The following is a 19,850-nucleotide window of genomic DNA, read 5'->3' on the forward strand; positions in this document are numbered from 1 at the left end:
CTGCGCGGCTTGCGAGTGAAAGGCCGCCGCGTTGCGGCGGCCGGATGGCGCGTTGCGCCATCAAGTGAAGGACAGCCGCTTCGCGGCTGTCGGAGTCCGCGTTGCGGACTCCCCGGGTCCCGCTGCGCGGGACCCCGACGCCACCCGCTTCGCGGGTGCCTGCGGCGCCGCGCGGCCAGCTGGCAAGTGGGTCCGGGCGTTGGCTTGTTGGTGGAGTCGACTTTGACGTAGGCGAGTTGCCGAAGTGGGCTTCCGTATACGGGGGTTGACGTCTCTTGTCTTTCCCTCGCTGGTGCGACGGAGCCCGGTGCCGGGTCCACCTCACCGCCACGGCCTCCCTCGGCGGCCGAATCCTCCGGGCGCGTCACCGTTCGAGACATCTCGAATCCAACATTCAGACACGTTCGTACGGAAGACAGGGACTAGCGGTGACTCAATTCTTCCACAGGTAAGATTAGACATGTAGCGGGCACCCCGGCAGGTACTCCGGAACCGAATGGAGAAGGTCCATGCGTAATTCCACACCACGGCTTCGACCGCATCAGGTCGAGGCCGTCGACGCCGCCGTGCGAGGCCTGGAAGGCCCTGTGGGGCCCGGAGGAAACCGCGGGCTCCTCGTCTCCGCCACCGGGACCGGCAAGACCCTCATCGCCGCCGAGACCGCCAGATGCCTCGCCCCCACCGGCGGCACCCTCGTCCTGGTCCCCACCCTCGACCTCCTCACCCAGACCGTCACCGCCTGGCGCACCCTCGGACACGACGAACCCATGCTCGCCATCTGCTCCCTCGAAGGCGACACCGCACTCGGCGCAGCGGGCGTGCGCGCCACCACCAGCGGACCCAGCCTCGCCCTGTGGGCCCAACAACACGCCCGGTACACCGTGTTCAGCACCTACGCGTCTCTCGGCGCCATCATCCACGCCCACACCGGGCCCTACGGAATCCCCGCCCTACCGGCTTGGACCCTCATCCTCAGCGACGAAGCCCACAGAGCCGCCGGCCACATCGACAAGACCTGGACCGACGTCCACGACAACACACTCGTCCCGGCGCAGCGGCGGTTGTACATGACCGCCACACCCCGCATCTACGAACCCTTCAAAGGCCGGCGCAGGCGGCGGCGTGGCGAGCGGCGGCGCGGTGGCGCCGGGCGTCCGGGTGGTCAGGAGGCGCTCTTCGAGGCGGGACACGTGCCCAGGGCCCCGAGCCTCGGTCTCGGGGCGGGAGACCACACCGAACCTCACACCCGACCTCACATCGAGCTCCCGCCGATCCCCGACGATATCGATCCGGAAATCGATTCGGAAGACGAGTATTTCTCGCCGGAACTGCAAACGGAAATGATCTACGAAACCGGTGAAATGTCCGCTTTCGCTGACGGTGCGTCAGATGACGACGGCGACGGCGATACGTCGCAGACCCGGGGATCGCGACGCTCGCGCGTCCCCGCACTGCCCGAGGAACTCGCCGTGTCCATGGACGCGATCGAGATCTACGGGCCGCGTTTGTTTCAGCTCGGGCTCGCCGAAAGTGTGCAGCGCGGTCTGCTCGCGAGGTTCGTGGTGCTGGTGGCCGACATCAGGGACAAGGAACTCAACCAGGCCCGGCGCGACGCGCGAAAGGCCCTCGACGACGAGAGCCCGAACGCGCCGAAGCTGGTCGAGGCCTGGCGCGGCAAACGCCTCGCCGCGTTGCAGACCGCGCTCCTCAAGACCGCGCGCGAGAACAACCTGCGCACCGTCATCACGTTCCACCACCGCGTCGCCGAAGCCAAAGCCTTCGCCCTCGGACTGCCCGACGTCGGCCGACGGCTGCGCGCCGAACTCCCGGACCAGGCGCCCGCGGACGTGCGGGCCCAATGGCTGCATGGCGATCACCCGGCCGAGCATCGGCGGCGAGTTCTCGGCCGGTTCGCCGAACCCGGCACACCGGGCGACCTGTCCGTGGTCTCGAACGTGCGGATCCTCGGCGAGGGGATCGACTGTCCCGCCGTCGACGCCGTAGCCATTTTCGACGAAATGTCAAGTATTGTGAGTATCACTCAGGCCCTGGGTAGGGCTCTGCGGCAGCAACCGGGGCAGGGCAAGGTCGCCGGCATCGTCGTCCCCGTCTTCCTCGACGACCACGAACACCCCGACGACATGCTCCTGTCGGATGGCCATCGCTACTTGGTGACGGTGCTCGAGGCCCTGAGGGCCCACGCCCCCGAGCTCGTCGAAGCCCTCGCCGTCCCCCAGGCCACCGCACACGGCGCAGCCAGGGCGGTCGTCGAGGACGAACCCGACGACGACGCGGACAGCGCGGCCGACGGCGGTACAGCGGAAGCCGGCGCAGCGGCGGGCGGCGCGGGGGCCGCCGAGGGCGTGGGAGGGGTCGTGGGAGGGGTCGTGGAGGGCGCGGCCGGGCCGGTGGGTCCGGATGTGCCGGGCGGCCCGGGCGGGGGCGTGGAGGCGGAGACACGGCCGTTCCTGCGGTTCTCCAGCCCACGGGACCCCGCGATCGTCGCCGACTTCGTGCGGCTACGGGTCATCGACCCCGACGAACGCGACTGGAACCGCGGCTACCTCGCCGCACGCCGCTTCCTCCGGACGCGGGGCCACCTCAGAATTCCGCTCGATACACGCGACGAGCACGACCACGACTACCCGGTCGGGCAATGGGCGGCAGTACAACGGAGGGAGTACGCCGCCGGGCGGCTCGACGCCGGCCGCGTCCGCAAACTCGTCATGCTCGGCATGGTCTGGTCACACCCCGACGCCGCCTTCGACGACGGACTCGCCGTCGCACGACGGTATGTCGAACGCGTCGGACACCTCGCCGCGCCACCGGGAGCCGTCCAGGACGGCATCCGCGTCGGCCAATGGCTCGCCAACCAGCGACGTGCCGGGGTTCTCGACGCGCACCCCGAACGCCGCCGGGCCCTGGAGGAGTTGGACCCGTGGTGGCAGCCCGACGGGTGGACCATCGCCTGGCAGCGGGCCGCCAACGAAGTACGCCTGCACCTCGCCCGCGGCGGAGCCCTCGAGGAGCTGACACCCGGACACGTCGCCGGCGGCCAGGACATCGGCAGATGGGCGCAGCGGCACCGGCGAGCAGCCGTGCGGGCACGGCTGGGGCCCGGACAACTCGAACAGCTCGACGCACTCGGCATCCGCCCCGAACACGACGGCGGCGCAGCGGACGGCGACGTGGCGGTGGCTGCGGGCGTCGATGTCGGCGGGTCTGCGGCCGACCGCGACGGGGCGCGGGCGCGCAGGCGCGGTCGGGGCGCGTGGGAGACGGCGTTTGCGGCGGCCGTCGCCTACCGCGAACGCGAAGGCGATCTCGAAGTTCCCCGCGCACACGTGGAGACCGTGGCGACACAGACGGCGACCGGACTCGGTGGTGGCGCGGGCAAGGGTGGCGGTGCCGTCGAGGTCCGGCTCGGCAAGTGGGTCAACAACCAACGCACTCGGCGCGGATCGCTGACCGAGGAACGGGTGCGGCTGCTCACCGAACTCGGCATGCGGTGGTGAGGGGCGGTGTCGGCCGGGGGGGGTCGTGTTTGGCGGGTGTGAGGTTCGGAGTGAGGTCGGGGGATGTCGGTGGGGGTGTTTCGGGTCGCTCCGGTCGGGGGTGAGACGACGTGGTCGTTCATGGGCCGGGTCGCCGGGTGTTACGGGGTGGACGCCGATGCCCTGGCGGGGCACTGGGGGTGGCTCAACCACCGTCCCCGGCACCGGGGTGGAGGGCTGCGGGCGGACGCGGAGGTGGTCCTGGACGCGGCGGGGCGGCGGGTGTTGGTGGAGTTGTGTGGGGTCGGGGAGGAGGTGCTCGGGCGGGCGTTGCCGTCCTGGGGCCGGGAAGAGGACGAGGTTGCCGGGTGGGGCACGGCGGGGATGCCGCAGGGGATGTGGCGTGGGTGGGCGGCGCCGTGGTGGGCCCGGTGGCGTTCGGGTGTCGATTGTGTGCGGCGCGGCGTACCGGCGGGCCGGTGCGGGTGGTTCGCTACGCGGCGCGGTGGGAGCGGGTGTGCGTGCGGCACGGGCGGTGGGGTTTGGACGCGGACGCGGGTGGGGTTCCGGAACACCTGGACTTGCGTGAGGTGCCGGAGGTGGTGGCGGCGCGGCGGCGGTGGGCGGGTGTGGCGCGGCGGGCGGCGCGGGCGGGGGTGGGTCCCGGAAGGGTGTTCGGGGTCGCGTGGGCGGTGGTGTGCCGGTGGTGGGAGTCGGCGTTGCACTGGGAGCGGGAGGAGGTCTGGCCGCAGCGGCTGCACGCGGTCGCGGGCGGGGACGCCGGGGGTGATTTCGGGTGGTGGCGGGTGGTGGGGCGGGACGCGGTCGTCTTCCCGGAGGTGGTCGCGGTGGCGGACGCGTTGCTGGATCCGGGCATGGTGGAGCGGTTGTGGCGCGACAGTGGTGCCGGGCGGCCTCGGATGTTGCGGGTGGACGGGGCGTTTTGCCGTGAACTCGGGGAGCGGGTCAGGCGGGCGTGGTTGGGGTCGGTGGTCGTGGTCGAGGACGGCGGGCCCTTGATCGCGTGGATGGGCGCCGTCGTCCGCCGTCGGCGTGGGGGCGCGGGTGCGGGGTGTGGGGTTGGGGTGGGTGGACGATCCGTGGCGGGTGCGGCAGGAGGATCGGCCGGCGACCGCGGCCGCGCTGTTGCGGTCTCCGGGCAGGGAGCGGAAGGCGGGCGGTTCGGGGACGCTGTGGCGCACGATGGTGCCGGCGGAGGAACGCATGCTGATCGACGAGCTCGTGGGGGAAGCGGAGGAGCAGCTGCTCCCGTTGCGCGGGGCGCAGACCGGCAGCACCGCGGACGCGGCCCGGCACCTGCTGGGGAACCTCTCCTGGGGTGTCGAATTCCTCGAGCGGGCTTTGTGGCGGACCGCTGTCGCGGCGTTGAACGCCGGGGTGCCCGTGCAGGACGTCGCCGGCTGGGCCGGGTTGTCGGCCGCGGAGTTGACGGATGTGCTCACGGCCGGCCGGGACGAGAACGACGAATAGGCGCGTGGCCGGCCCGGGTCGGGTCGGACCGAGGTGGTCGGCGCGTAGGGGCGGGGGCGGACCTGTTGCGGCGCAGCGGTTATCACGGGCTCGGTGTGTGCGTGGGGTGTTCGTGCGGGGGTGCGCTCGTTCGGGTGGTGGTGGGGTTCTCTGTCTTTCTGAGGATTTCTCGCGTACTTGACTACGGGCATGGATGAGCGGTTCGCGGTGGGCGGCGGGGGTTCGGACCCCGGCGGTCTCGGCGGAGAAGTGGCCGGTGTCGAGGCGGAGTTCGTCGACGCGGTGGGGGGCGGTGCAGCGGCCGTGGGTGGAGGCGGCGGGGCTCGACGCGGTTCGAGGAGTTGGCGCCGGTGTCGGCGTTTGCGGTGGTGCCGGGGCGGCGGTGGGGGCCGGGCTGGTGGTGGTCGGCGACCACCGGCGGCCATGTGGTGCACGGGTCGGCCGTGATGCGTGATCGGTTGATGTTCTTGGATCGGGATCCGCGGGTGGTCGGGTTGGCGGGGCGGCCGGTGCGGTTGGTGTGGCGCGACGCGGCGGACGGGCGGGTGCGGTCGTGGGTCCCGCAGGTGTTCGCCCGGTACGCGGACGGCACCGCGCTGCTGGCCGACTGCCCGGGTTCGCCCGGTGCGGGTGGGGTGCGGGCGTTGCGGGCCGGTGGGGTGGTCGCGGCGGCGTGCGAGGCGGTCGGCTGGTCGTATCGGCGGCTCGAGCCACCGGACCCGGTTCTCGTGGCGAACGTGCGGTGGCTGGCCGGATACCGGCATCCCCGTCATCGGGGCTCGCCCGCCGTGGAGGCGGCCGTGATGGACGCGTTCGCCCGGGCGCGGCCGTTGATCGAGGGTGTGCGGGCGGTGGGTGATCCGATCGTGGTGTGGCCGGTGGTCTTTCACGCGTTGTGGTCGGGGCGGTTGTCGGTGGTGTTGTCGCGGCCGTTGCACGAGCGGGTGCCGGCCTGGGCGGGACCGGGGGTCGAGGCGGTGGTCGGCGCGGCGGCCGAGGGTGGGGTGTCGTGGTGAGCGGCGGGGGTCGGCGGCCGGTGGTCGCGGTGGGCGCGCATGTGGTGTTCGAGGGGCGTTCGTGGCAGGTGGTCGCTCTGGAGGGTCCGGTGGTGCGGCTGGTGGACGAGCGGGGTGTGGTCGGGTCGATGCTGGTCGGGTACCTGTGCGCGGCCCCGGACTTCGCGCTGGTGGGTGCGGCGCCTGTGGCGGGGGTGCCGCGGTGGGGGCTGTTCCAGACGGTGCCGTTGCGAGAGCGCGAGCGGGCGCTCGCGTGGCAGCGGCACATCCACGAGATCGAGTGCGGGTTGCCGGACGGCCCGGGCGGTGTGGGGGTGGCGCGTGCGCAGTACGGCCCGGGTCGGTCCATGGCGGAGCGGGAGCGGGCCAAGGTCGAGGAGATGCGGGCGTCGGGGTGGGCGGTGAGTGTGGCGACGGTGCAGCGGATGCGCGGCCGGTATCGGCGGCAGGGCCTGTGGGGGCTGGTCGACAAGCGCGCCACGCGCGGCGCGAGTGCGACCGGGCGCAGCGACGAGCGGGTGGTGGTGGCCGTGTTGGAGGCGTTGCGGCGGCAGCGGGGGCGGTCGAAGGGGACGGTGGAGGGGTTGCGGCGGTTGGCCGGGGAGATCCTGGACCGGGCGCATGGGCCGGGTGTGGTGGCCTTGCCGTCGCGGGCGACGTTCTATCGGTTGGTGAACGCTTTGGCCGATCCGGCGGAGTTGCCGGGGCGGCCGGCGCGGACCGCGAGCGCGACGACGCCGCCGTTCGCTCCCGTGGGTGCGTCGCGGCCGGGTGAGCAGGTCCAGGTCGACAGCACCCGCTTGGACGTGATGGCCGTTTTGGACGACGGGCGGTTGGGGCGGCCGGAGTTGACGATCGCGGTGGACGTGGCGATGCGGCGCTCGGCGCGGTGTTGCGGCCGGAGGGTCTGCGGCGGCCGACGCCGCTTTGTTGCTCGCGGAGATGGTGGTGCCGCATCCGATGCGCCCGCACTGGCCCGAGGCGTTGGAGCTGTCGCGGGCGAGCGTGCCGTATGAGCGGCTGGCGACGGTGGATGGGCGGTTGGAGGGCGCGGCGGCGCGGCCGGTGATCGTGCCGGAGACGATCGTGGTCGACCGGGGCAGGGTGTTCGTGTCCGAGGCGTTCCTGGCGGCGTGCGAGACGTTGGGGGTGAGCGCAGCGCCACCCGCCGCGCAGGCCCGCGGCGAAAGGGGTGGTGTGGTTTTGATGTTCGGCGCGATCAACACGCTGTTCTGCCAACACGTGGTTGGTACACGCCGGGTCGAACACGACCCGGCGCGGACAGGGTGGAGGACGAGGCGTGTTGGACGGTGCCGCAGTTGCAGGACCTGCTCGACGAATGGATCACCGTCGGGTGGCAGGGCCGGCCCCACGAGGGGCTGCGGCATCCGATGATGGCCAGGGCGGCGCTGACGCCGAACGAGATGTGGGGCGCCCTGGTGGGGGCGTGCGGGTATGTGCCGGTGCCGCTCACGGGGCGGGACTATGTGGAATTGCTGCCGGTGCGGTGGCATCGGGTCACCGACCGCGGGATCCGCATCGACCACCGCACCTACGACCATCCGGTCCTGGGGGCGTGTCGGGGACGGTCCTCGGGAGTGACCGCGCGGCAGGGCAGGTGGAAAACGACCTACACGGCCGCCAGGCGTGGGTGCGCCTGCCCGGCGGGGAGTTCGCCGAGCCGTGGATCCACCGCGACCACGTGAACGCGCCGTTCGACGTCCACGCGTGGAGGCACGTGAGGGAGAGCGTCGAACGACGCGGGGACCGTGAGCGCAGGACTCGCCGGCGCCCTCGCGGCGCTCCTGCGCGAGGTCCGCCCCGCCGTGGGGCCCGCCCGCGGCGGGAGCCGAAGAAGTCGTGGACGCGAGGACACCGCGGCGGGTCGGGCGGTTCCCGGGGCGCGCCGCGTCGTGGAGCAGGCGGGCACCGGGCACGACGGGCATGCCGCGAACTCGGAGGGGGTCGCGGGATTCGTCTTCCCGGGACGCGTACCGGGCGCGGCGGCGCACGACGGTGCCGGTGTTGGTGTGGAGAGTCTGGACGACCTCGACGGCGGCGGCGAGTTCCTCGACGAGGACACGGACTCCGAGTCGAAGTCGGGTGGGGCGTCCGGCGGAGCGGGCGGGTTCGGGTTGTACGACGCGCACGCCGAGGCCGAGTTGTGGTGACCGGCGCGGAGGCGGCGGAGGGCCGGTGGCCGTCGCCCGTGACGTGGGACGGGTTCCGGGACTTCGTCGAACGGCCGCCTGTCACACCGCCCGAAGCGGGCGAGGCCGGGCGTGGGGTGGAGGAGCGTTTGGCGTATCACTCGCGGTTCGCCGTCGTGCGCACCCCGACGATCGACGCGATCTCGCGGACGGTGCGCACCCTGATGATCCTGGGCCGCCACCAGGAGACGGGCGCGCGGCCGTGTGATCGTCACCGGGCCGCCGACCACGGGCAAGACCACCGCGCTGTTGCAGGTGGGTCGGGCATGCCACAATTGCCGAGCGCCGACGCGGCGGAAGGGCGTTGGAGGGGTGGGTGGCGTACGTCCTGGTCCCGCCCGGTGCCAGCGCGAAGGCCCTTTCCACCGAGTTCGCGCGCTTCCTCGGGGTTCCGGTGACCGCGAGGGCGACCCAGGCGCAGATTGTCGACGCGGTGTGCCACACCTACCGCGAGGCGGGGGTGAGGTTGGTCGCGATCGACGAGATCCACCGCCTCAACCCACGCACCACGACGGGGGCGGAGGCCGTCGATTTGTTGAAGGATCTGACCGAACGCATCGGCGCGACGTTCGTGTTCGCGGGCATCGACGTGGTCGCCACACCGTTGTTCGGGGGTGTGCGCGGGGCGCACGGCTTCGAGCAAGCGCCACGGTCGTCGATCAGGCCCGTCTCTCGGCGGCGGGGGCGGGCGGACGCCGTTCCGTGACCTGGTCGCGGCGATGGAAGCCTGTCTGGACCTGCGGGCACACCGCGCGGGGACACTCCCTCGCGCGGCGTCGTATCTCCACGCCCGCACCGGCGGACGCATCGGCAGCCTCGCCCGCCTGCTCCGCCAGGCCGCGATCGCAGCGATCCTCGACGGCACCGAGAAAATCACCAAACCGGCCTCGAGGGGATCGTGCTGGACCACACCGCCGAGGACCACTACCGCCCCCGCGTCACCGGACGCACCCGCACCGGTGGCCGCACACGGCGACACGACACGTGAAGGCGACCGGGACCGGCCCGCTCCCGGGAGCAGGGTCGGGGTCGGGAGCACTTGCAACACACGATGGCGCGAACCCTCGGGGCCCGGCTGCCGAACCCAAAGCCGTGGGCCGGACCGGACACGCGACCGGGCGCGTTCCGTGTGGCTCCCCTGCCTTACGAGTCCACCGCCTCCTGGCTCGGTCGCGTCGCGGCGACGTATCGGCAGAGCGTGCCCGAGTTGCTGGACGGCATCGGCATCACCACCACGGGCGCGCGAGGCGCCGACGACACCGACACGACCGAGATCCACCTCGACGACGCGGCACGACACCGACTCGCCGTCTTCGCCCGAGTCCCCCACCACCACCTTGCGCGGGCGCTCCCCCACCTCGAACGGCCCCGGGACGCGAACCCGGCCCGAACACCGGACGCCGTCGGGGCAACCGGGGCGGGCAGCGCCGCGTGGTATCGCCCCGACCCGTACGAACAACCCTCGTGGGCGTGCCCGTGGTGCCCCCTGCGCCACACCGCAGGCGCCACCGCACGCGCACGGATGTACCTGCCTGCCCATCGGGTGTGGTGCTCGCGGCATTCGTGTTGGAGCACCCGTGGGCTCCGACCGCGGCTCCTGGACACCCGCGGCCTGCCCGAACTCGCCCACACACACCGGGAACACCGCAGGCTCCTGCGCCGGCCGAACGCGAACACCGCCTACACGTGGGCACAGGCCATCGTCACCCGCTGGTACGACCACCGGCTGTATCTCACCGGCCGGTGGAAGGCGCGAGGGCGCCGCCTGGCCGCCTTCAACCCCGACCACACGACCACGCAAGGCAGTTCCTGGGAACTCACCGCCCGGCCCGTGATCGTCCATCCCGAAACGGTCGTCCTCGCCCGCGTCCTCGCTCGTACGCGCCTACCGGCGACACCCCGGCCCGACCGGCACCCGGCCGTGACCACATTCCTCGAACACACCGCCCACACACTCGGACTCGCACGCCTGGCACCCGGACCCGACGACCTTTTGCGGTCCTGGATCCGCCACCACACCCGACCCTGAAAACCCCGGGCTGCGGGCCGATCCCCCGGGACCACCCGAGAAGAACCGCCAAACGCTGCCGCCTACGGCATTCCCATCCGAACCGCACAAAATCTCAGTGCATCCCACAACACCCGCGAAACCCAACGGAAGTGAGAAAACCCCAGCTCACAACCCCGCCCGAGCCCACCCGAACACCCCACCCGCACCCCGAAAACCACGCCCACCAACCCCACGCCCGGAACAACCATCCCAATACAACTGCGAAACCCCCGGCCCACACACCCCACACCACCCCACAACCAACGACCACTCACACCGGGCCGCGGCCCGGGAGCGCGCAGCGCCTCCTGGAGCGGGTCGGCCTGTCCGACAAGGCCGACGCGTATCTGGCCCAGCTCTCGGGCGGTCAGCAGCAGCGCGTGGCGATCGCCCGCGCGCTCGCGATGGACCCCAAGCTGATGCTGTTCGACGAGCCCACGTCCGCGCTCGACCCGGAACTGGTCGGCGACGTGCTCGACGTCATGCGCAGCCTCGCCTTGGACGGCATGACGATGATCGTGGTCACCCACGAGATGGGCTTCGCGCGCGAGGTCGGCGACTCGCTCGTGTTCATGGACGACGGTCTGGTCGTCGAGTCGGGCAACCCGCGCGACGTGCTGGGCAACCCGCAACACGAGCGCACCCAGGCGTTCTTGTCCAAGGTGCTCTGAAGCGGCCGGGAGGGCGCTCCGGGCCTGGCCCGAGCCGACGTCGAGCTCGGTCCCACGGTGTTCCGAGGGTACTCAGGGGTCCGCCGAACCTCAGCCGCTACGACCACCGCAGCCCCGGAGGCCCCCGGCTGAGACCCGGCCGCGCACCACACCGCCGCCCCGGACGGGCCCAGAGACCAGGGGCTCTCGCCGTCGAGCAGTGCGGTTTGCGCGAGCGGCGAGTTCGTCGGCGTGCGGCTCCGTTCGGACGATCCCCCGCCTCGTGATCTCACCTGCGCGGGTTGGTGGGAACCGATGATGACCGAGCGCGGCCGCGAGCCATCCACCAGGTGTCCTCGCCCTCACCGTGATGACCCCGCCGTCCTCGGCGACCCTCCCGACCACCAGCGGCGCGAGACCCGAAAACACCACGCCCACAAGCTCGTTCGCACTCAACACCCACACGCGATCACGGACTCACAGCCCGTCACCACCGAATGTGAGGCAGAGCCGTTGGTTTCACAGTCCCGCCCAGCCGGCTCTGCCCGTGGCGATGGGGACGGCACACGCTTCGACGTTCCCGAACCGAATACGGCTTCAACCGTTTACCCAAGGGCCCCGGCGACAAGGCGCACAGCTCCCGCCGCGACCGCCTTTACCTGCGGCGCAGGCAGATCAAGCGCGCACCATCCCCGAGCGCCGCGACCAGCGGGCCCACCGGCAAAGGCGCGGCAGCTTTGGCGGGAGGCCCGCCGGCTTCGATCGAGTCCCGTCCGCGGGAACGAAGTCGAGCGGACGATCAATGCCTTCAAAGGATTCCGTGCCGGTGCCACACGCTTCGACAAGCGCACCTACGTCTTCCGGCACGATCACTGTTGCAGCGATCCGGCCGTGGCTCGGCTCATGAACCCCGGTGCAGGCGCTCGGTCACGGTTGTCAAGCGGGCGGCGCGGCTGCGGTGACGGAAACCGTTCGACCGTGACCGTCAGCTGCGTATCAGCCCCTGGCGCGGCCCCACCAGGCCGGGGACACGCTCAACGAGGTTTTCTCAATGGTGATCGCTTTCAGATTGCGATGAGGTCCAGAGCGGGGCGGGGCGCTCTCGCCGTTGCGACTGGGGCTGATGGTGACGCGCTGCAGCTCGCCAGGATTGCTTGAGCTCCGCGGCGGTGCGCTCGCGCAGGCGCTGCGTATGAGGCCTTTGACGATGCGGGTGCCCCCGCAGAGAATGGCGTCGTGACTGATCTCTATGCGGTACGGGTGCTGGCCGTCGATCCACCGCTCCGCCGCATACAACTGCGGGTCACTGCCTTCAACCCGGATGTATGGCACTGGCCGCTGCCCGACAAGAGCTTCTTCCTCCGTGATCTGGAAGAGGATGAGACCATACTGGACCTTCTTGTTGACGAGGACGACGGGGTGGATCACGACTTCGTCGAGCGTGTGGAGCGGACTGCGACGCGCAACTACCCCTTCACCGCGGCGGCCGAAGAACGGCTGTCTGAGAGTGGCAGCGGATTTCCCTGGGAGGATGAAGGGCCGTTCAACGAGATGTCCCCTGAATCCGCCGCGGCCTTCCTCCGATGCGAGGAGATACGCGTAGGGGCCGATTACGACGTGGTGGTTAACGACTCACGGCTGATCGAGCATCTGAAAGCCGGCCTCTGGTGGCGCACCACCGCTTACCCTGGTGCAGACTAACGCGGCGAAGCCGACGGGAGCATGGGAGTCAGGCAGTGACCATGTCCCAGTGATGATCATTTCCAGATCGCATTGAGTGCGAGGGCGGCGCGGGCGATGTCCCCGATCCGGCTGGGGCTGATGGTGACGCGCTGCAGGGCTCGCCAGCGCTGTTTGACTTCGGCGGCTGAGCGTTCTCCGGGTGCTCGGATTCCTCTGATCAGGTTGTTCCTGGTTCGTGTGTCGGCGTGCAGGGCCTGTTCCGACTGGCCTTTCGGACGGCGGATCGGAACGAGGATGCCGATGCCGGCGCCGATATAGCCCTTGTCGGCGAGGGTGGGCAGACCGTCGGCCGCCGCCTTGTAGAGGGCGGGGAATGCGTGGAGGCGGGCGGCGGTGATGTCGGGGGTGGAGCCCGGTTCTCGGCGTTGGAGACCCACAACGGGGTGCCGTCAGGGGCGGCCAGGAACCGTACGTTGCCGCCGAACGCCTTGTGCTTCTGGCTGAACCAGAGGTCGTTGCCGTTCTCGCGGAGACCGGCGACGCGGTCGGAGGCGATCAGCGTGCCGTCGAGGATCACGTGTGTCATGCCCTCGCGACGGCAGCGGCCGAGAACCTCGTGCAGGGCCGGCGCCCGGTCGGCGAGGACGTCGATGCCTTCGTGGAGGTAGCGGTAGCCGGTTGCCTGGGAGACGTCAGCGTCGCGGGCGAGGCAGTGCACGCAGCTGCGTTCGCGGAACCAGCGCAGGACCAGCACTGCTTGGCGGTACGGGCCCAAGGCGCGTGAGTTCCTCGGAGTCCCGATCCGGCGGCGATGGGCGGCCGGCAGGCGGGCAAGGTACTCCACGACGTGGCGTGGGACGTCGAGCGTGGCAACATGGGTGACCAACGTGCGGGCCTCTGGTTTTTCGCAGCGGACGATCTTGTGAGAGAGAACCGTCCTACCAGGGGTCCAACGCTTGTCTGCAGCCGGGGCTTCGCCGACCCGACCCGCTCAACTGGTGCCTTCCACAAGCCCCGTTGGTCACTTCGCTGAGAAAAAGTCAATGCCCACACGTCGCCCGCTTGGTGAGCCTCCTGATCATCGACATCATGGTCGCCGCCCCCATAAGGGTCAGGGTCGTTGACGACGAAGATACGAGCACCGGACCCGGCCACGCGATAGCGGTGGACGTCCCCCGACAGGTCGTCGGGCTCGACGGTACTCCCCAGAGACAGGATCGCGTCCTGCAATTCCGTGAACCGAGCGCGTGGCGCGAACTCTCCATACTGCCCTGTCAGAGAGGTCGGCACGAAGAGGCCGTGGATCAACCGGTGGATCTGCACACTGATCCCGAAACAGGACAGAGGCTCTTCGACATCCGAGAAAGAGAGCTCCACCAGCCCGTAATCCCGGCGCAGCAGACCCTTGCCCGGATCGTCGAGGTAGTCCGTTCCCACCGCTGCGTCCCATGCGCCGGAACCGGATCCGATGCCGGCCCCGAAGACGTCGGAGCGCGTGGCAACGTGGGCGTAGAAGTCCAGATCAGACACTCGTTGATCTCCTTGGGCCAGTCCGCGTCGAATCGAGGGGCGGCGATCTGCTCTCCCACGAGTCGGTGCGCTCACGGGCCATGCGAAGACGCGGATCACCGAGCGCGGCGCGCACGTCCGGATATCCGGTGACCAGCCGGGCCAACGGCTCACCTCGGGGAAGCCCGCGACAGGTCCAGGTCGCGACGGCCGGATCGTCGGAGACGACGGTGGGGCGGATGACACCGCCGCCCGGCCGGCCCCGACGAGATATGCAGCCAGTCCCTACCGGTTCGTCCGCGAACCACTCAAATGGCGGCTATGGGCTGGCGACGGTGAGGTCGGCGATCATGCTCGTGGCGTTCGCGGTGTTGATGCGGTCGAGGCGGTGGGCCAGAGCGCGCACGATGATCAGACCACGTCCGTGCTCGTCGGTACTTTGCTCGTCGCCGCTCGTATCGATGGCAGCGGTACGGGTATTCGGGCCGAAGTCGGTGACCTCGATCCGAAGCGTTCGGCCGGTAAGTCTCAGTGTGACGGACAGGTCCGCACGGCCGTGCACGGCTGCGTTGGCGGCGAGTTCGGCTGTCACGAGGATCGCCGAGTCGAGATCGTCGGGCGGCAGCGACCACGAACCGAGCGTCACTGCGGCGAAGCGGCGGACGTCGGAGATCCATCGCGGGTGGGCGGGAGCTGATACCGATGCCACCCGAGGTGGAACCGTGCTCCCCTGCGCATTCGGCGTCCGGTGCGGTGCCCGGGGGGCCGTGGTAGGCATCGTCCGGTGGTCGTCGGGGGAGGAAACGCTGGTGAGCATGGTGGGCTCTCTTCGGGCTCTTGAGCAGATGGTTCGTGTGGTGGTGGCGCGGTGACGACGGATCAGACGTTCATCCCGCGACTCCTGACCGATCGAGTGCCTCGGCCCCGATCCGTAACGTGCCCGGTCGTTCGGCGCGGGGTGGCCCCGCTGGTCGTGAGCGTGGTGACTCCGGCGGCCGCGAAGTCGGCCATGCGTTCGGGCGGGCCGAGACGGGCGGCGAGGTTGTCGACGTTGCGCAGGAGGGCGTAACGCGCCGGAGCCACCACGGGGAGGTCCTGATCCGCGATCCAGGCCGGCAGGACCTCGGGCTTGACCGCGCCCCACTCGACACCGGGCCGCTGCCCCAGGGACTCAAGGGCGACATCGTCCAACACGGAGGGACTCCGATCCATGGAAGGTGACCGCGAAAGGCTGGGCGCAACAGCTCGCCCGCGCGTGTCCGGAAGGGCGTCCGCGGGCATCGTGGCGGTGGGCCGCCCCGGCTTCGGAATGCGCTTGCAGTCCGATCGTAGGCCGAACGTCGATCCACGCGATTGACAATTTTCGCGGCCCGGTGCAGCTTTATTGCGTGCCCTCGACTCCCGCTCTCGACGAGATCGATCACTTGCTGCTCGACCTCGTGCAGATCGACGCGACCCAGCCCCTGCACGAACTGGGTGACAAGGTGGGACTGTCCCCAAGCGCCGTACAGCGCAGGCTGACCCGACTGCGCCGCACGGGCGTGATCCGCGCCGAAGTCGCCGTCATCGACCCGCAAACCGTGGGACTGGGCCTCACGACGGTGGCGATCGTGGAATTGATGGAGAACGACGACGCGCAGCACGCGGCCTTCTGCGCACGACTGCGGAAGGAGCCGACGGCACAGCAGTGCTACTCCGTCCTCGGCCAATGGGACTACGTCGTGGTGCTGGTCACCGTCGACCTCACGGCGTACCGCGAGGTGTCCCGGAAGCTCTTCATCGAGGACGAGACGGTGCGCAGGTACGAAAGCCTCCTGACGTACGAACAGGTCAAGCCGGGGTTCAAGCTTCCGCTCCCCGTTCCCGGCTCCGGGCATCCGGGCCCCTCGGGTCGTCCGTGACGTTTGCGTGGCGGTACGCGCGAACGGGCCGGCGCACCGCCTGGCGAGCGGTCGACGGCGCATGCGACGCGGCGTGATGCTTCCCCTCGCCGGCTGCTCGCGCGAACGCCGGTCCGGGTGCGCCCGGCGGAGCACCTGCGGGATCGCAGTCCGGAGGTGAGTTCGAATTCCAACGCAGCGACGAACGAGTACGGCCCCCGGGGATCGGATCCACGAATCGGGCTGGCCCGGCATGTCCGCTCGCATCGTCCGCGGACGAGGGCCGCCCTGCGTTGCCGGTGCCCCGATTCCGGTCCTCCTCGCTCGGCGGCGCGTGTTGCGTGGTCCGGCGGATGAGGAATCCCCGGACATGCGTGTCGTCCTCGACCACAAAGGCCCCAGACCGTCGACTCGATCATGATTCGCATGCAATCCAACCTCGCCACCGTCTCCGGCGACCCCTCCTTCCCCCCACCACCCTGGACCGACTCGCGCGCCGCGCCGCCGAACTCCTGCGCACCGCCGTTTGCGACTGACATCCGGTAATGGGGCGCCGTCGGCGACCCTGGCCGACCCGCTTGCGGGCCATCTGGACCAGGCCGAGCGAGGTCACCTCGGCGACCTGGTGTTTGGTCCGGTCCCGGCCAGGCACTCCATCAGGCGCCGCAGCACCAGGTCGCGGTTGCCCTCCAGGACCATGTCGATGAAGTCGACGACGATGATCCCGCCGAGGTCGCGCAGCCGGAGCTGACGGACGATCTCCTCGGCCGCCTCCAGGTTGTTGCGGGTGACACTCTCCTCGAGGTTGCCGCCCTGACCGGTGAACTTCCCGGTGTCGACGTCGACCACGACCATCGCCTCGGTGCGGTCGATCACCTGCGAGCCGCCGCCGGCGTGCGCTCGGCGAAGGGGTCGAGGCCGAGCGGGAGGCGACGAAGGCGGCGGGACGGCCCACGAGTGTGGCCACGGTGCGCCGCACGCGGGCTCGCTACCGGAAGCAAGGAGTATGGGGGCTGGTGGACCGGCGCGGCACCCGGACCAAGTCCCCTTTGGGGCGGGCGGATCCGCGCGTTCGTGCCGTTCTACGCCATCGCCGGTACCGGGCGCCAGGTCGGAGCCGTCGGCACCAAGGCGGCCGAGGTGCTGGAGGTCGCGCGGGCGCACGGGGTGAGCGCGGCGCAGGTCCGGATCGCCTGGACGCTGCACCAGGGGCCACACGTGCTGGCCATACCCGGCACCGGCAACCCGGACCACCTGGTCGCCAACGTGGCCGCCGGCGCGCTGCGGCTGACCGAGGCCGACCTGGCCGTGTTGGGGGACCTGCACCGACGCGAGGCGTGAGCGAGGCGGCCGGCGGCCGAGCCGCGTGCGACGACCGGCCGCGCACGCCGGATCGGGGCGGCGGTGTCGCGGGGTCGGGGGCGGCGGCGGTGGTGAGCGTCGCTACGGCCGTCGGCATGAACCCCGATCCCGCCAAGCGCTTCGACCCGCTGCCCGGACGCACCGGGCATGTGGCCGGCATCGAGTCGCTCGTCCTCGACGGGCGGCGCTACTACTTCGGCTTCGACGGCACGAGCGACATGGTCGTCTCGCCGTTGATCGACGACCCGGACACGATGGCGGCATTCGCGAGCGAACACATCCGGCAGACCGACGGCCGGCACGAACCGGCCTACTGGGCGGACCTGGTCAGCTGGGCCGTCCAGGGTTCGGACCTGGTGGCACAGGACGCGGACCGGGAGTTCGACACGGCCCGACTGCGTGTCGAACTCCCCGCTCCGGGAGGTCACCTGCCCTATCTGCTCGACGCGGTCGCCGGGTGGGACGAGGCGTTGTCCATGCCGGACGCGTCAGGCCAGTGCCTCCTCTCCAGCGGGCTCCGCTGCGGCTTGGAGCCGTGAGTTCTTGCGGCTGTAGAGGAGGTAGACGGCCAGGGCCAGGGTGAGCCAGCCGCCGAAGAGGAGGTAGGTGTCGAGGGGCAGCTCGTAGATGAGGTAGCCGCAGGCCAAGATCGACAGGATGGGGACTACGGGGTAGCCGGGGACTCTGAATCCGCGGTCGAGGTCTGGAGCGGTGCGGCGCAGGATCATCACGCCGAGTGCCACGACGGCGAAGGCCACGAGGGTGCCCATGCTGGTGAGGTCGGCGAGCAGGTCAAGCGGGAAGACTGCGGCAAGGAGTGCGACGAAGCCGCCGGTCAAGAGGGTGGCGAAGACGGGTGTGCCGGATCGCCGGCTGACGCGTCGGAAGGCGGAGGGCAACATGCCGTCGCGGCCCATGGTGTAGAGGATGCGGCTCTGCCCGTACAGCACGACGAGGGTGACGCTGACGAGGGAGAGCACGGCCCCGGCGGAGAGCAGGACGGCGGGCCAGCCGGCTCCGGTGACGTCGCCGAGGATGGCGGAGAGTCCTGCCTCTTGTCCGTCGAAGGCTGTCCAGGGCTGGGCGCCCACACCGACGACGGCGACCAGGATGTACAGGATGGTGACCACGATCAGGGCGCCGATGATGGCCAGGGGCAGGGTGCGGCGGGGGTTGCGGACCTCTTCGCCGGCGGTGGAGACCGCGTCGAGGCCGATGAAGGCGAAGAAGACTGTGGCCGTGGCGGTGCTGACGCCGGCCATCCCCATGGGGGCGAAGGGCTGGAGGTTCCCGGAGTCGAAACCGGTGATGCCCACGGCGATGAACAGGACCAGGACACCGAGCTTGATCAGCACCATGACGGTGTTGACGAGGGCCGATTCCTTGGCGCCACGGACCAGAAGCAGGCAACACAGGCCCACCAGGACGACACCGGGGAGGTTGATGCTTCCGCCCGCGCCCGGCGGGGCCGATATCGCGTCGGGCATCTGGAAGCCGAAGAGGCGCTGAGTGAGGTCGTTGAGGTACTGCCCCCAGCTGACCGCGATGGCTGCGCCGGAGACGGCGTACTCCAGGAGCAGGCACCAGCCCACGGCCCAGGCGGCGAACTCGCCCAGGGTGGCGTATGCGTAGGAGTACGAGGAGCCGGACACCGGCACCGCCGAGGCCAGCTCGGCGTAGCAGAGCGCGGTGAGGGCCGCGGCGACAGCGGCGAGGGCGAAGGACACGATCACGGCCGGTCCGGCTTCGGGCACCGCGCTGCCGAGCAGGAAGAAGATGCCGGTGCCGATGGTGGCGCCGATGCCGATCATCGTGAGCTGGAAGGGGCCCAGGGTGCGACGCAGCCCGCCGCTTTCCGACTCGCTCGCGAAGGTGTGCAGGGGCTTGCGTCTGAGTACCTGTGTCATATCCCGGATTTGAGGGCCGGTTGAGTCGTACGCTGGCGGGGTGTCCGAGGGGGCCGGGTGGGCCTGGAAGCGGGATTGTCCGGGGTGTGGTGAGCGACTGAGGCCGGGAGCGAGGCCCCAGGCGGTGTACTGCTCGGGGGCGTGTCGGGCCAGGTCGTGGCGGAAGAGGCCGACCTGGATCCATCGGGCGTCTCACCACACGCTGACAGAGAGAGCCCCGCCCGCATGGCCCGACAGCCGTGTCGTCGATGTGGCGGATCGCGTGGGCGTGGCGAGCCGATGAAGTAGCTTGTCGTGGAGCGGAGTTCGGTTTACCTCACCCTGTTTCCGGCCGGGCAGCGCAGGGGGCTCGGGCCGGCGATGGCGGCAATGGCCGTCGTCCCGGTCGGCGACATGCTGATCGTGCTGAACGAAGGAGGCCCGGCGGCGACCGCGTTCGGCGTCCACGGGCTGGCTGCGGCGGTGGTCGCCGTGACCGCGGGACTGCTGCTGCGCGAGCGGCCGGCAGCCGCCTGAGGTCCGCACGAAAGTGGATCCTGGTCCGGGGTGGCCGTCGTTGGGATGGGAAATACCGACGGAGGGTCGACGGGCTGTTCCG

Annotated in this window: 16 protein-coding genes and 5 pseudogenes; 15 read left to right on the forward strand and 6 right to left on the reverse strand. The window is 70.6% G+C overall.

The window, feature by feature from the left end:
- The first annotated feature begins 509 nt into the window (after positions 1-509).
- Complete coding sequence (locus OG928_RS00005) at positions 510-3,515, forward strand: Helicase associated domain protein (protein ID WP_406277154.1); 3,006 nt, start codon at positions 510-512, stop codon at positions 3,513-3,515.
- A gap of 472 nt (positions 3,516-3,987) precedes the next feature.
- Here OG928_RS00005 and OG928_RS00010 read toward each other — a convergent pair whose 3' ends face one another.
- Positions 3,988-4,371 carry a hypothetical protein gene (locus OG928_RS00010; RefSeq protein WP_406277157.1) on the reverse strand — a complete coding sequence of 128 codons (384 nt, stop codon included), beginning with the start codon at positions 4,369-4,371 and terminating at the stop codon, positions 3,988-3,990.
- A 212-nt stretch (positions 4,372-4,583) separates the two neighbouring features.
- Here OG928_RS00010 and OG928_RS00015 point away from each other — a divergent pair, with 212 nt between their 5' ends.
- From OG928_RS00015 to OG928_RS00060, 10 genes and pseudogenes are all read left to right on the forward strand, one after another.
- A complete protein-coding gene (locus OG928_RS00015) occupies positions 4,584-4,985 on the forward strand; it encodes a hypothetical protein (RefSeq protein ID WP_406277160.1) in 402 nt (133 codons plus the stop codon).
- A gap of 350 nt (positions 4,986-5,335) precedes the next feature.
- Positions 5,336-6,001: a TnsA-like heteromeric transposase endonuclease subunit gene (locus OG928_RS00020; protein ID WP_406277163.1), complete on the forward strand. Its 666-nt coding sequence runs from the start codon at positions 5,336-5,338 to the stop codon at positions 5,999-6,001.
- Entirely contained in the window at positions 5,998-7,017 is a 1,020-nt protein-coding gene (locus OG928_RS00025) for a hypothetical protein (protein WP_406277165.1), read from the forward strand. The genes OG928_RS00020 and OG928_RS00025 overlap by 4 nt, the downstream gene beginning before the upstream one ends.
- A 294-nt stretch (positions 7,018-7,311) precedes the next feature.
- Positions 7,312-7,707, forward strand: a complete 396-nt coding sequence (locus tag OG928_RS00030; protein WP_406277168.1) for a hypothetical protein — start codon at positions 7,312-7,314, stop codon at positions 7,705-7,707.
- Positions 7,708-7,770: 63 nt separating this feature from the next.
- A complete protein-coding gene (locus OG928_RS00035) occupies positions 7,771-8,172 on the forward strand; it encodes a hypothetical protein (protein WP_406277171.1) in 402 nt (133 codons plus the stop codon).
- A gap of 355 nt (positions 8,173-8,527) precedes the next feature.
- Positions 8,528-8,917, forward strand: a complete 390-nt coding sequence (locus tag OG928_RS00040) for an ATP-binding protein (RefSeq protein WP_406277174.1) — start codon at positions 8,528-8,530, stop codon at positions 8,915-8,917.
- A gap of 423 nt (positions 8,918-9,340) precedes the next feature.
- Positions 9,341-10,240 (forward strand): TniQ family protein, encoded by a 900-nt coding sequence (locus tag OG928_RS00045; RefSeq protein ID WP_406277177.1) that lies wholly within the window; start codon positions 9,341-9,343, stop codon positions 10,238-10,240.
- A 298-nt stretch (positions 10,241-10,538) separates the two neighbouring features.
- Positions 10,539-10,932 (forward strand): annotated as a pseudogene (locus tag OG928_RS00050) (amino acid ABC transporter ATP-binding protein); the annotation flags it as partial.
- A gap of 599 nt (positions 10,933-11,531) precedes the next feature.
- Positions 11,532-11,818, forward strand: a pseudogene (locus tag OG928_RS00055) (IS5/IS1182 family transposase); the annotation flags it as partial.
- A 329-nt stretch (positions 11,819-12,147) separates the two neighbouring features.
- Complete coding sequence (locus tag OG928_RS00060) at positions 12,148-12,612, forward strand: hypothetical protein (protein ID WP_406277180.1); 465 nt, start codon at positions 12,148-12,150, stop codon at positions 12,610-12,612.
- 56 nt (positions 12,613-12,668) lie between these two features.
- Here the strand turns inward: OG928_RS00060 and OG928_RS00065 are convergent.
- The 3 genes and pseudogenes from OG928_RS00065 to OG928_RS00075 form a co-directional block, all read right to left on the reverse strand.
- Positions 12,669-13,480, reverse strand: a pseudogene (locus OG928_RS00065) (transposase family protein).
- Positions 13,481-14,422: 942 nt separating this feature from the next.
- Positions 14,423-14,920 (reverse strand): ATP-binding protein, encoded by a 498-nt coding sequence (locus tag OG928_RS00070; protein WP_406277183.1) that lies wholly within the window; start codon positions 14,918-14,920, stop codon positions 14,423-14,425.
- 62 nt (positions 14,921-14,982) lie between these two features.
- Positions 14,983-15,297, reverse strand: a complete 315-nt coding sequence (locus OG928_RS00075; RefSeq protein ID WP_406277186.1) for a hypothetical protein — start codon at positions 15,295-15,297, stop codon at positions 14,983-14,985.
- 194 nt (positions 15,298-15,491) lie between these two features.
- Here OG928_RS00075 and OG928_RS00080 point away from each other — a divergent pair, with 194 nt between their 5' ends.
- Entirely contained in the window at positions 15,492-16,004 is a 513-nt protein-coding gene (locus OG928_RS00080; RefSeq protein ID WP_406277189.1) for an Lrp/AsnC family transcriptional regulator, read from the forward strand.
- A 541-nt stretch (positions 16,005-16,545) separates the two neighbouring features.
- On the opposite strand, the pseudogene OG928_RS00085 reads toward OG928_RS00080, so the two are convergent.
- Positions 16,546-16,871, reverse strand: a pseudogene (locus tag OG928_RS00085) (ribonuclease E/G); the annotation flags it as partial.
- A gap of 180 nt (positions 16,872-17,051) precedes the next feature.
- Here OG928_RS00085 and OG928_RS00090 point away from each other — a divergent pair.
- Positions 17,052-17,324: pseudogene (locus OG928_RS00090) on the forward strand (aldo/keto reductase); the annotation flags it as partial.
- Entirely contained in the window at positions 17,321-17,884 is a 564-nt protein-coding gene (locus OG928_RS00095; RefSeq protein ID WP_406277192.1) for a hypothetical protein, read from the forward strand. The pseudogene OG928_RS00090 and the gene OG928_RS00095, both read left to right, overlap by 4 nt.
- On the opposite strand, the gene OG928_RS00100 is transcribed toward OG928_RS00095, so the two are convergent.
- Positions 17,834-19,252 carry an APC family permease gene (locus OG928_RS00100; RefSeq protein ID WP_406277195.1) on the reverse strand — a complete coding sequence of 473 codons (1,419 nt, stop codon included), beginning with the start codon at positions 19,250-19,252 and terminating at the stop codon, positions 17,834-17,836. The two genes, OG928_RS00095 and OG928_RS00100, sit on opposite strands and share 51 nt — an antisense overlap.
- A 294-nt stretch (positions 19,253-19,546) precedes the next feature.
- Here OG928_RS00100 and OG928_RS00105 point away from each other — a divergent pair, with 294 nt between their 5' ends.
- A complete protein-coding gene (locus OG928_RS00105; protein ID WP_406277198.1) occupies positions 19,547-19,768 on the forward strand; it encodes a DUF4267 domain-containing protein in 222 nt (73 codons plus the stop codon).
- Positions 19,769-19,850 lie beyond the last annotated feature (82 nt).

The organism is Embleya sp. NBC_00896 (genome assembly GCF_045207785.1).
GTDB lineage: Bacteria > Actinomycetota > Actinomycetes > Streptomycetales > Streptomycetaceae > Embleya.

Bases quoted from the DNA above. Each gene is read 5' to 3' on its own strand.
- OG928_RS00070 (WP_406277183.1), bottom strand. From the start codon at position 14,920: ATGCTCACCAGCGTTTCCTCCCCCGACGACCACCGGACGATGCCTACC.
- OG928_RS00010 (WP_406277157.1), bottom strand. From the start codon at position 4,371: ATGCCCGGATCCAGCAACGCGTCCGCCACCGCGACCACCTCCGGGAAG.
- OG928_RS00005 (WP_406277154.1), top strand. From the start codon at position 510: ATGCGTAATTCCACACCACGGCTTCGACCGCATCAGGTCGAGGCCGTC.
- OG928_RS00100 (WP_406277195.1), bottom strand. From the start codon at position 19,252: ATGACACAGGTACTCAGACGCAAGCCCCTGCACACCTTCGCGAGCGAG.